The following is a 12008-nucleotide window of genomic DNA, read 5'->3' as shown; positions in this document are numbered from 1 at the left end:
GATGATCGGCGAAACAATCGACGACGATCTCATGCGATTGCGGCTGCTACAGGCGCTGCGGGTGGCGGGCTGGCTCGACCGTGACCGGCTCGCCGCCGCGGTCGCCGATCTCGACGGTATCGACATCGATGCCGAACTGGCCGCGCTCACCGGCGCCGGATCGATGCGATCGGTGCAGACGCCCAAGGGACAGCTGCACGGGCTGACGCCGGAGGGCACCGCGACCGCCGAACGCGCGCTGACGGGTGAACTCCGACAGCGGGTGCTGCCCGAGGCCGCGGAGCTGGTCCGGCTGCTCGATCGGTTCGAGCGGGCCGATCCGGTGCTGAAGCAGGTGGTGACCGCGTTTCAGCGGGAGCGCAGCGACGCGGGTGCGGCCGCGGTGGCGGACTTCCACGCCGAGCATGCCGGCCTGCTCGGCGAGATCGGCGCGGCGGGCGCGCTCTGGGCCGGGTACCCACAGCGCTTCGCGGGCGCGGTCGCCGCTATCGAGTCAGGGCAGCACGACTACGTCGCCTCGCCGATGCTCGACAGCTACCACACGCTCTGGCATCTGCTGCATCGGGAACTGCGGATGTTCGCCGGCTGATCGGCCGGCGGCCATCGGATTCGGCGGCCCGGCAGTCTCTACCGAGACGGCCGGGCCGCCGTGCTGTTGTCGCTGTCCTCGGACCGGTCGCGCCGGTTCAGCGCCCGATCGGCCACCACTCCGAGGACCAGGCCCCAGAACGCGGAGCTGATGCCGAACAGGCTCACACCGGAGGCGGTCACCAGCAGGGCGAGCAATGCCGCCTCCCGGGTCCTGGAGCATTCCATGGCGCCGGTCAGCCCGGTGAGCAGTGCGCCGAGCAGCGCGATACCGGCCACCGAGAGCACCAGCGGTTCGGGCAGACCGGAGAACATCGTCAGCAGCGCCGCGCCCACCGAACCGATTACCAGATACCAGACACCACAGCTGATACCGGCGATGTAGCGGCGCCGCGGATCCGGATGGGCCTGCGCTCCGGCGCAGATCGCGGCGGTGATCGCGGCCAGGTTGATGGCATGCGCACCGAAGGGCGCCAAGGCCAATGAGGCGAAACCCGTGCAACCGAGTACCTTACGATCGTCGACCCGGTAACCGGAGGCACGCAGCACCGCCAGTCCTGGCGCGTTCTGAGCTGCCATGGTGACCACGAACAGGGGCAGGGCGAGCCCGACGATCGCCGGTACGGTCGGTTGCGGGACGGTCACCATCGGATGCGCCGCACCCCAAACGCCGGTCGGCACGTGCACCTGTCCCGCGGCCACCGCGGCGGCGACCGCAGCCACCGACGCCGCGATCACGGCATAGCGGGCCGAGAACCGCTTGGTGACCAGGTACGCGGCCAGGGCCAGCATCGGTACCAGGACGTCATCACGCATGGACCGGAACACATCGAGTCCGAACGACAGCAGGATGCCCGCCAGTACCGCCGAGAGCACCGGTGCCGGTACATGTTCGAGTACGAGGCCGAACCATCCGGTCGCCGCCACCACCAGCGTCGCCACTGCCGACACGACGAAGGCCGCCACGCACGCCGGATAGCCGTATTCGGCCAGCGCGGTGGTGAGCAGCGCGGCACCGGGGGTGGACCAGGCGGCGACGATCGGGGTCCGGGTCCACGCGCTCGCGACCAGGCTCACCGTGCCGCTGCCGATCGAGATCGCCCATACCCAGGAGGTTGTCTGCGCGTCGGACAACCCGCCCGCGGACGCGGCGGCGAGGACCACCACCATCGGACCGGCATAGGAGACCGCGACCGCAATGAACCCGGCGACCACCGCGGATACCGACAGATCGCGCCACAGTGCCCGTGCCCCGGCCAGCGCGCGAGCGTGCACCGAGCGCGCGGTCACGACTGGGTGAAAGTGATCGAGGAACCCGGACGCAACCCCAGTTCGGGACCGGTGCGCGGGGTTTCGGTGCGGATCAGGATGTTGTAGTGGTTGGGCACGTGGCAGGTGTCGAATCCGAGGACTTCGCCGATCGCTACTCCGTCGACATGTACTCGGTCGCCGCGGTCGATCACACCGGGCGCGCAGATCTCGGTGAACCCGAGGAATCCGACCCGGTCCACCCGGGCGCCGATGGCGGTGTCGTCGTGATCGGTGGTCACCAGTTCATGGATCTCGCCGCGAAGCACGCAGCGGCTGGCGAATTCCGATACGGCCATCCCACGATCGTCGCGCCGGTGCCGCAGCACCTTCACCACCGAGCCGGCCACCGTGCACTTGTCACCGTCTTCGACCGGATTCATCGCACCCTCTCCACCTCGGCCGCCCGGTAGGCAGCGGTGACCAGTTCCAGCGCGATCAGCCCGTCGTCACCGTAGTCGTCGCCGGTGCGTACCCTGGCCGCGAAATCGGCGAGGATTCCGGCGTATTCATGCCACAGGGAACCCTTGAACTCGTCCACGCCGGCAAGCGCGTCGGCGTAGAGCACCGTACCGTCGGCGTAGGTCACTTCGACGTCCTTGCGTTCCCCGCCGTGATAGGCCCAATCCAGTAGCACTTCGGCGCTCGCGCCCCCGGGCGCGTCGAACAGCAGTCGTGCCCATCGGTCGACGCCCGCGCTGTCACGACGGATATCGGCACCCGTCAAGGACAGCTCGGGCAGGAACATGCGGACGGTGTCGATCGCGTTGGGCCCGTTGTCGGCGACGCAGCCACCCCCGCATCGGCTCATATCGAGATACCAGTTGTCGTCACCGATGTGATCTTCGATGAGCTCGTCGTAATGGGCACGCACCGCGCGGACCGCGCCGTGCTCGCGTCCGCGTTCGACGAGGGCGCGGAAGTGGCTGTTGTACCTGCGGTGGAAGGCGGTGAAGAGCGTGACGCGTGCCGCCTTCGCCTCGGCGCACAACCTACGGGCATCGTCGAGGTCGGTGGCCAGCGGCTTCTCCACGCACACCGCGACACCGGCGCGGATCGCATCGGAGCACAGCTGAGCGTGGATATCGTTGGGTACGTTCACGATCACCGCATCGAGATCGGCCTCGGCCAGCATGGTGTGGTGGTCGGCGAAACGGCGATGGGTCCCGGCGCGAGCGGCCAGCCGATCCTCGCGGACATCGCACACCGCGATCAGTTCCACCCCCGGCACCTGCTCGAACGCTGCCAGATAGTAGCGGGAGATGACGCCGAGTCCGATCAGCCCGATCCGGAGCGGAGCGTTCACTCCACCACCGCCTCGGGCGCGTCCAGCCCCGCCGCCGCTGCGACGGCAAGAAGCTCGGCATACAGTGCCGTCGACACCGTTACGCCATCGATGCGCGCGGCCTCGGACAGCTCATGTTCGCGCACACCCGGATAGGAGACCGGATGTGCTTGATCTACCGGCGCACAGGCGCGCAGGGCGGCGAACATGGCGTGCGCAGCCGCATCGAAACCGTCGTCGCCACGGCTGACGGCCGGATCGATCACCATGGCGAAATAGCCGATGTTGTCATCGCGACCGGTAGGCCCACCGGTGCCGGTGAACGCTTCGGTGGCGGGCCCCAGACCGGCCGAGGACACCAGGGCCGACAGGATCTCCACCGTCAGCGCCAGTCCATAACCCTTGTACGCACCGGTTTCGGGCTGCCCACCCAACCAGACGGGGAAGCCGTCGCCACGATCGAGCGCACCGGGATCGGTGACCGGAGTTCCCGCGCGATCGACGAGCCAGCCGGGCGGGATCGGCTCACCACGTCGAGCGGCGGCGCGGATCTTGCCCGTCGGCACCGACGTCGTGCTCATATCCAGTACGAACGGTGCGGCACCTGGCCCGGCCGGTGCGGCCACACTGAGCGGATTGGTCCCCAGCATGGCGTAGCTGCCACCCGGAGGCCGGGTGATCCGTTGTGCACCGCAATTGGACGACAGCACCGCGATCAGTCCACGCTTGGCGAACTCGCCGGTGTGATAGCCCGCGCAGCCGAAATGGGTGGCATTGCGCACGAAGCAGATACCGACGCCATGACGCGAAGCGCGGTCGGCCGCCTCGGCCAGGACCGCTCCGGCCGTCCACAGCCCGAGCGAGCGGCCCGCGTCGATGATCGCGGTCGCGGTGGTGTCGGAGACGATCGTGAGTTCGCCGGCGGGATCCACCCGGCCGTCGTCGAACAGCGGTAGATACAGCCTGGTCAGATTGGCCAGACCGTGCGAGCTCATACCGGCGGCATCACCGTAGACGAGCGCCGCGGCGGCTACCGCGGCGCGCTGTGGGGACAGCCCACGGGCGGTGAACACCGCGGCGGTGAACTCGACCAGTTCGTCATGGCCGATCCGGACCGCGGTGGCGGTGTCGGTTTCCGATGTCGTCATCGGGTGTAGCTCCTCTCCAGGGTCGGGTCGGTGGCGATCGCGGCGGCGAAGCGGCCGACGAGGCCGCCGATCTGCCCGGCGTAGGTATCGAGATCGGCCAGTTCGGCGAATTCGCCCGCGGCGTGGGCGTTGTTCGCGTCGAGATCGCCGGGTCCGAAGATCACCGCGCCCACGTCGGGCTGTTCGGCGAGCCAGATGGCATCACAGGTGAACCCCGGCTCGTCCGCCGGGACCAGCGGGATCTCGGCCGCGCCCGCCGCGATCCGCAGTGTGTGGCTGTCCTGCGAATCCAGCGCGGGCAAACCACTTTTGAGCCAGGTGAGGTGGGTGATGGCGGCGGCATCGGCCGCGGTGCGTCCCAGCAGGACCGAATCGGCGTGCCGCGCGGAGAAGTCGGCCAGCAGCCCGGGCAACAGCTGCTCGAGGGCGGATCGGATGCGGTTGCCGGTGGCCGTGTCGGCGTAGGCGATATTGAGCAGCAGGGTGCCGCTGCCGTAGACCCGATTGTGCACCTCGCCGGTGTGCAAACCGGCCACGCAGACGCGCCCACCGTCGGCCCATCGCGGCGCGGCTTCGGCCAGGGCGTGCGCGAGGTAGCCGAGGAGCACGCTCGCGTTGTGTCCGGTGCCGGGCCGGTCGTCGATGGCATCGTCGCCGGTGACGCTGATCCGCGCGGTCATGGCCGCGGTGCTGCGGGTCAGCAGTCGCCCCCCGGTGGGCTCGCAGAAGACATTGATCCGGCCGTACAGCCCCGCCTCGAGCAGCGGCCGGGTGCCGAAGGTGCCCATGGCCCCGCCCTCCTCCCCGGCCACCGCCTGCACGAGTACCCCGAACTGGCTGCCGGCCGGGTCCAGGTCCGACAGCGCCGATCGAAGTCCGGCCAGCAGTGCCACGGCGGGACCCTTGGCATCGATCGCGCCGCGGCCGATGACCCGGCCGCCCTCCACCCGAGGTTCGGGGACTCCGGCGACCGTATCGAGGTGAACGTTGAACATGATCGTGCGTTCCACCGGGACCGTTGGGCCCCACCGCAACACCAGGCTCGGCTGACAGTCGAGGAAATCGGCCCGCTCGGCCGCGCACTCCCGCACCGTCAGCGGCACGTCGGGACGCTGAAGCACCGCGGGGTCGGGCGCGGTGTGCGAATGCACCCGCATACCGAAGCCCGCAGCCGCCTGCGCATAACGCCGGCCGGCCGCCCGCAGCCGCGGTGGCGGTCCGTTCGGGTCCTCCATCGGACCTACGGTGGGCATGGCGAGCAGTTCGACCAGCAAGGCCAGATCGGACTCGGTGAAGGTGCCGGTCATGCGCGCGTTCCCGCAGCGGCGTGCTCGGCCAGAAACCGCTCGAAATCGCGACCGTAGGACACGAATTCGCTACTGTCGCCGATCTGGGTCAGTTGTTCGTGCGGGCGCAGCGACAGATGCGGTTCGATGGAGAAGTAGCCGCGGTAGCCGTGCGCGCGCAGCAGGCCGATGCTCTCGGCGACGCGGCATTCGCCATGGCCCGGTGCCACATACCGGGTGTTCGCCGCCGTGCCCACCGCGTCCTTGACGTGTACGTGCTCGACGAATTCGACTGTTTCGGCGAGGTAGTCGACCTCGTCGTAGCCGTAGGCGCGACCGTTGCCGGTATCGAACAGCAACCGTAGCGCCGGCGAGTCGACGGTGGCGACGAGATCCACCGCGCGCCGTGGATCCGTGCCCGCCCAACCGGCGCAGTTCTCGTGCAGCAACACGATCGCGCTGTCGTGCGCGATCGTGGCGAGCAGGCGCATCCGCCGCAGCACCTCGGCCCGCCAGTGTGCCTGCGACCGCGCATCGTCGGCGCTCGTCTCGTCCCGCGGATAGGACATCACCCGCACATACCGGCAGCCGAGTCGTGCGGCCCGATCGGCCAGCACGCGCAACTCCGTCAGATCGGGCTCCATCGGGGTGGCGATGGACCGGCCCCAGTTGCCGATTCGCGAGTCCAGGCACACCACGTCGAGCCCGGACTCGGCGACCGCGTCCGCTACGGACTCGAATCGCGCGTCGTCCAGATCGGCGAGCGCAATGCCGTCGATGGTGCGCAATTCGATTCCCGGCCAGCCCAGATCGTTCAGGGCGCGCAACTGCTCACCGAGGTCGGCATGGGCTTCGTCACCGATCCCGGCGAGCGGGTTCGGTTGGGTTCGGTCAGCGGGTTCGGGGCGCATCGGCGTCACCGTCCTTCGGCGCGGGCTCGGGTGTTGTGGCAATGGGTCTTCGCCTCGGCCAGCACCGCGACCACCCGCTGATTCAGTTCGAGGGACGAGACCGCCGGACCGGCCGCGGTGCCGCTGAAACGGCGGTAGGTGTCGACAAAGCAGGCGAACATCGCATCGTCGTCGAAGGTTTCGATGGCCGGCGCGGCCAGGCCGTCGGCGCCGGCCGCGCGCACCGATATCCGTCCCACCAGATCGACCGAGTTGATCGGATAGCTGCCGGTCACCGTGCCGTTGGCGAACCGCACCGTGATCCGGCGCTCGGTGAACGGGCTGTCGAGGTCGGACACGATATCGGTCACCGTGCCATTCGTATGGCGCAGCTTCATGCCCGCTCCGCCCATATCCGGCACGACCTGGTGCCGCATGGGCGGCGTGTCGCGGATCCAGGCCGAGGTCATCGTGGCATCGCCGCACAGGGACAGCACCACGCCCACACTGTGCGGCGGTTCCACATCGAAGGCATTGGTGTGGCTGCGTGAGCGCAGCGACAGTTGCAGCCGGGGTTTGCGTTGGCGGATCGAAACCGTCCGTACCTCGCCGAGTGTGCCCGCGGCCATGATCGCCTTGATGCGCGCGGTTACCTCACTGAACAGCCACGGTGCGACCACCGCGATATCCAGGCCGTATCGATCGCGCAGCGCGCGGACGCGTTCGGTGGTGGCGACATCGGTGCCGAGTGGCTTCTCGATCAGGAACTTGCCGAATCCCAGCTCTGCCAGCTCCGCGACCACCGTATCGCGCACCGTCGGCGGCGTGCACAGATGCACCATCGTGGCAGCGGGGTCGCAGCGAACGGCTGCTTCCGCCAGCGACGCGACGGGCTCGACCCCATCGGTGACGGTGGCGGCGGGGTCGAAGCCCAGTGGCGTGGTCTCGTCGAAGACCTCGGCCAGCGCGGGATCTGCTCGACGGCGACGGCGAATGGTGTCCAGCACCCGCAGGTGCAGATCTCTACCGGAATGTCCGAGGCCGACCACGAATGAGCGCAACGAGTTCTCGATTCGTTTCTGGGCGGTGCGATGAATGCGTGCGCGCCGGGATGACTTTGCTGCCTCCATTCATCCGCATTCGGCATGCTGCTGGCGACTGGCAACCTTCTGCCATTGCCGCCATTCGAGGCGAACTGCCAGGCTGTGGCGATCGCAGCCGCCGCGGGCCGCGGTTGATGGAGGTGAAATACCATGCCCGGTTCGATGGTCGTCACCACGGAGAAGGTCGGCGCCTACGCCAGACTCGGGAACATCTACTTCTTCGATCAGCACTTGTGTTTTCTGGTCGCGCTGTCATTGTTGCCGTACGCGGTGCTGCGTGACACCGGCAACTGGTGGTGCATGCTGGCACTGTTCGCGGGATACTATCTGCTGCACCATGCCACCGCGTCGTTCGACGATATCTCGGGTTTCCGGGACGGTTCGGATGCGCGCAACTATCTGGACAATCCGAATTTCAAGCGCAAAGCCGAATACAAACCGCTGATCCTCGGTCAGCTCACCTTGCGCGAGGCCCTCTGGTGCGCCTGGTCGTGCACGGTTGTCGGCGGTATTCTGCTGACGATCGGATTCATTGCCGCGCCATTTCATCCGATCTGGTTGGTGATTTTCGCGGCCCTGATGGTCGTGCTCTGCCTGCAATATTCGTACGGCTTGAATCTGAGCCATATCGGCGGTCAGGAGCTGGTTCTCTTCTGTGGGATCAGCCTGCCGGTTCCGGTGATGTATCTGCTGTTCACCGGCGAGATGAAGCCGGTGGTGATCATGCAGACGTTGCTGCTCGGACTGTGGCAGATGCTGGTGTCGATGTACTCCAATCTGCACGACCGCGAGGTGGATCTGGCCAACGGTCGCATCAATATGGTCACCAAAGCCGCACCGCGCAGCGTGGAGCGAATGGTGATCGGTTTCATGGTGGCCGAGCCGGTGGTTGTCGTGGGATTCGTCGCGGCGGCCGGTGTTTCGCCGTGGTATCTGGCGATGTTGATCCCGATCGGCGCGCTACGGGTGAAGCAGTTCCGAGACGGTGCCGACGATGCCTTGTCGGCTCGCCTGCTGGGCAGGCGGATTCTCGAATTGGGCATCGCCCTACTGGTGGTCCTCAATATAATCACCCAGCATTGATCAGGGTGGGTTCGTCGAAATCGAAAGGACGTCCGATGGGCGATAGTCGCATTGTGGTAGCAGCCGACGACGTGAGCAGGGACTTCAGTGATGGCGAGTCGGTGATCCATGTGGTGCGCAACTGCACGCTCAGCGTGTCCTCCGGTGAGATCGTGGCGATCGTCGGTAAGAGCGGTAGCGGCAAGTCGACCCTGTGCAATCTGCTGTCCGGCCTGGACACTCCGACGTCCGGCTCGGTCAGCCTGCTCGGCCGCAACCTGACCGACTACACCGACACCGAGATGTCGCGGATTCGGGCTGCCCAGATCGGGTTCGTCTTGCAGAAGGACAACCTGGTGACATCGTTGACGCTGGAGGAGAACGTAGCCGCGCCACTGATCTTCGCGGGCACCAAACGTTCGGAGGCGTTGCGCGCGGCACGTGCCATGCTGGACGATGTCGGCCTCGGACATCGGCTGAGCGCCTGGCCGACCTCGGTCTCCGGTGGTGAGGCCCAGCGTGCCGCGGTCGCGCGTGCCTGCGTCGGTAAACCGGCCGTGGTGTTCGCCGACGAGCCCACCGGCGCATTGGATTCCGAGAACGGCCGGATCGTCATGGATCTGTTCAAGAAGCTGGTCGGCCAGCACGAATCGGCGGGTGTGATGGTCACCCACGATATGGATCTGGCTGCCGAGGCCGACCGGGTGGTTCGCCTGGTCGACGGCACCCTCGAGGACGTCGAGGTGGGTGTGTGAACGGCATCGGACCGGCGCTGACGGTCGCCCGCGCCTTCGCCTACAGCTGGATTCGCCGCCCGATCCGTTTGACCGCCGCGATCACCGCGGGCATCGGTGGTGTCATGCTCACCACGGCGGTGCTGCTCATCGCCGCGACGGTGCTCGGCGCGGTGCGCAGCGCTCCGGTGCAGGGTTTCGCGGCCGGAACCCTCGCGGTGGAGGCGCAATCGCCGGCCGGTATGTCGGCCGATCTGGTCGACAAGATCGGCAGCGAGACCGGCACGGTGCGGTCGCGAATGCTGGTGGGAAATACGAAGATCGATGTCGATGGTGAGTTCACCTCGGTGGTCGTGCTCGGCGTCGATCTGAACCTGCCCCGCATGCTGGAGCCCACGGCATTGAGCGGTGGCAATATGGGGTTGCTCGCCCCGAATACGGTGTACATGTCGCGGGATTGGGCCACGGACAAGGGCATCGCCGATGGCGACACCGTCACCGTGTCGACCCCGACCGGTCGGCAGCAGTGGAAGGTCGCCGGACTGCTCGAGCAGGACTTCGCCAATGGCGGTGCCGTGCTGGTCGCTCCGATCGGCAATGTCGCGACCGCGTTCGACCGGGGCGACCGCACCGACGTCTTGTTGATGCAGCCCGGCGCCGGCGCGAGCGGTGACGCGATCGCCGACAAGACCCGTTCCCTGCTCGACGGTGCCGCCGTGGTGAAGGCGCCCGCGGATCTGCTCTCCGGCTACAACCGCACGTTCAAGACCCCGTTGTCGATCCTGGCCATGTTCGCCGCCATCGCGATCATGACCTCGGGCGTGGTGTTGTTCCTGACCTGGCGTCTGGTGCTGGCCGATGCGGCGCCGATTCTGTCACGGTTGCGCCTGCTCGGTGCGCGTCACCGCGATCTGATCCTCGGCTCCGGCGCGGTGATGTTGCCGATTCTGTTGTTCACCTATCTCATCGGCGCGGTCGCGGGCCTGTTCCTCGGCAGCAGGCTATCGGCGTTCACCACCCAGATCACCAATCTCACCCAGCAGGCGCTCAATCCGGGCTTCCCCTGGCTGCCCGCGGTGCTCGGCGCCTTCGGTGGCGCGGTGGTGATGTTCGGCTTCGCCTGGCTGTCGGGGTTGCGGCGGCTGCGCTCGGTGGCGCCGATCGACGCGATGAACAACCGCGACACCCAGGCGGTCCGCACCTCCAAGGTCACCGCGCCGCTGGCCGGCGCCGTGGTGGCGGTGGTGCTCGGGGTGCTGATCCTGCTGCTGGCACCGCCGCTGTTCAAATCGGCGGCGCTGGTGCCGCTGCTGTTCGCGGTCGCGGTGCTGGCCACGGTGCTTCCCGTGCTGGCCGGCGCCGGTCTGCGTACCGGAACGAGCGGGCCGACCGGCATGTTCGTCGGTCGCCATCTCGAAGTGGGCTGGCGCCGCAATGCCGCGTTGACCATCACGTTCGCGGTGGCGATGGTCATGTCGATCTCGATGTCCGGGGTGTCGACGAGCATCAAGAACGAGGTGGGCAACTCGGTGGACCGCTGGTCCTCGGTCGATCTGTTCGTCCAGGCGGCACCGACCGGTGAGTTGCTCACCGGTGAGGCACTACCGATGTCGATGCTCGATGAACTCGAAACCTTGCCCGGTGTCCGCTCGGCCTACGGTTTCTCCCTCACCGCGGTCGGCATCGATGACACCCGCTACCCGCTGTGGTCGTGGTCCGGGCAGCGGCTCGGTGAGCTGACCCGGCTCCAGGTGCTCGAAGGCCCGGAGCAGGTGCTGGACAGCCTCACCGACGACACGGTGGCGGTGACGTCGAACTTCGCCCGCACTCAGAACTACGACCTCGGCGACACCTTGGACCTGCCGACCCCCGATGGTCACCGGCAGGTGCGTATCACCGCCATCGTCGACGATTCGGTGTCCGACGGCGGCACCATCATCGTCAGCGAAAGCCTGTTCCGCACCATCGCGGGCAATGGTGACATCACCACCGTCGGCATCGACCTGCTGCCGGGAGCCGATCGAGGCCAGGTCGAGCAGGCGGTGATGGCGATGCTGCACGATCGGTATCCGCGGGCGCAGTCGACCGACGCGGCCGGTCTGCGTGCCGGATTCGTCTCGCTGACCGGGCGTCTGGTCAGTGCGTTCGAGGCGTTCGCCTGGGTGATGTTCATCGTGGCGACCGCGGTCGGTGCCGCGACCCTGGCCTCCAATCTGGCCGAGCGGCAACGCAGTATCGCGCTGACCCGGCTGGTCGGCGGTGCGCGCACCTCGGTGCGGCGGCAACTGCTCATCGAGGCGGTGGTGATCGCCATCGTGGCCTGGCTCGTCGCCGTGCCGGGTGGGTTGCTGGCCATACCCGCCATGATGAGTGCCCTGTCGGTGCAGAGTGGCCTGCTGCCACCGGTGACGGTCCCGGTGCCACTGCTGGTACTCAGTCTGCCGCTCACCTTCCTCGCGGTCGGTGCGGCGCTGTTCATCGCCCGGCGGTCCTCCCGCGAGATTCCACTGGCCGAACTGATCGCTCAGGAATGACCGGCCTGAACGTTCGGTAATGAGCTGGTGGACGAGCCCCCGGCCCGGTGTTTCGCCGGGCCGGGGGCTC

The 12008-nt window shown here is 67.6% G+C and carries 11 protein-coding genes; 4 read left to right on the top strand and 7 right to left on the bottom strand.

The window, feature by feature from the left end:
* The first annotated feature begins 1 nt into the window (after position 1).
* The gene (locus AC4HOU_RS16760) at positions 2 to 589 is read left to right on the top strand and encodes a hypothetical protein (RefSeq protein ID WP_195019896.1); all 588 of its coding nucleotides are present in this window, start codon (positions 2 to 4) and stop codon (positions 587 to 589) included.
* A gap of 38 nt (positions 590 to 627) precedes the next feature.
* Here AC4HOU_RS16760 and AC4HOU_RS16755 read toward each other — a convergent pair whose 3' ends face one another.
* From AC4HOU_RS16755 to AC4HOU_RS16725, 7 genes are read right to left on the bottom strand one after another with little or no spacing between them, the layout of a single operon-like run.
* Positions 628 to 1878, bottom strand: a complete 1251-nt coding sequence (locus tag AC4HOU_RS16755) for a benzoate/H(+) symporter BenE family transporter (protein WP_490724746.1) — start codon at positions 1876 to 1878, stop codon at positions 628 to 630.
* Positions 1875 to 2279, bottom strand: coding sequence for a DUF6917 domain-containing protein (locus tag AC4HOU_RS16750; protein ID WP_194990148.1), 405 nt, complete (start codon positions 2277 to 2279; stop codon positions 1875 to 1877). The genes AC4HOU_RS16755 and AC4HOU_RS16750 overlap by 4 nt, the downstream gene beginning before the upstream one ends.
* Positions 2276 to 3202 (bottom strand): Gfo/Idh/MocA family protein, encoded by a 927-nt coding sequence (locus AC4HOU_RS16745; RefSeq protein ID WP_280498775.1) that lies wholly within the window; start codon positions 3200 to 3202, stop codon positions 2276 to 2278. Before AC4HOU_RS16745 ends, AC4HOU_RS16750 begins: the two co-directional genes overlap by 4 nt.
* Positions 3199 to 4329, bottom strand: a complete 1131-nt coding sequence (locus AC4HOU_RS16740; RefSeq protein WP_195019894.1) for an Ldh family oxidoreductase — start codon at positions 4327 to 4329, stop codon at positions 3199 to 3201. The genes AC4HOU_RS16745 and AC4HOU_RS16740 overlap by 4 nt, the downstream gene beginning before the upstream one ends.
* Positions 4326 to 5636: a M20/M25/M40 family metallo-hydrolase gene (locus tag AC4HOU_RS16735; protein ID WP_195019893.1), complete on the bottom strand. Its 1311-nt coding sequence runs from the start codon at positions 5634 to 5636 to the stop codon at positions 4326 to 4328. Before AC4HOU_RS16735 ends, AC4HOU_RS16740 begins: the two co-directional genes overlap by 4 nt.
* Positions 5633 to 6526 (bottom strand): sugar phosphate isomerase/epimerase family protein, encoded by an 894-nt coding sequence (locus AC4HOU_RS16730; RefSeq protein ID WP_194990145.1) that lies wholly within the window; start codon positions 6524 to 6526, stop codon positions 5633 to 5635. Before AC4HOU_RS16730 ends, AC4HOU_RS16735 begins: the two co-directional genes overlap by 4 nt.
* A gap of 5 nt (positions 6527 to 6531) precedes the next feature.
* Complete coding sequence (locus AC4HOU_RS16725) at positions 6532 to 7566, bottom strand: Gfo/Idh/MocA family oxidoreductase (RefSeq protein ID WP_194990144.1); 1035 nt, start codon at positions 7564 to 7566, stop codon at positions 6532 to 6534.
* A gap of 192 nt (positions 7567 to 7758) precedes the next feature.
* On the opposite strand from AC4HOU_RS16725, the gene AC4HOU_RS16720 reads away from it, so the two are divergent.
* The 3 genes from AC4HOU_RS16720 to AC4HOU_RS16710 all read left to right on the top strand — a co-directional run bounded on the left by AC4HOU_RS16720 (position 7759) and on the right by AC4HOU_RS16710 (position 11938).
* Positions 7759 to 8691, top strand: a complete 933-nt coding sequence (locus AC4HOU_RS16720; protein ID WP_195006757.1) for a UbiA family prenyltransferase — start codon at positions 7759 to 7761, stop codon at positions 8689 to 8691.
* Positions 8692 to 8762: 71 nt separating this feature from the next.
* Positions 8763 to 9425, top strand: coding sequence for an ABC transporter ATP-binding protein (locus tag AC4HOU_RS16715; RefSeq protein WP_490724745.1), 663 nt, complete (start codon positions 8763 to 8765; stop codon positions 9423 to 9425).
* Complete coding sequence (locus tag AC4HOU_RS16710) at positions 9422 to 11938, top strand: ABC transporter permease (protein ID WP_195006756.1); 2517 nt, start codon at positions 9422 to 9424, stop codon at positions 11936 to 11938. Before AC4HOU_RS16715 ends, AC4HOU_RS16710 begins: the two co-directional genes overlap by 4 nt.
* Positions 11939 to 12008 lie beyond the last annotated feature (70 nt).

It is taken from the genome of Nocardia sp. JCM 38205 (assembly GCF_058222935.1).
This window is presented reverse-complemented; position numbering and strand designations above follow the sequence as displayed.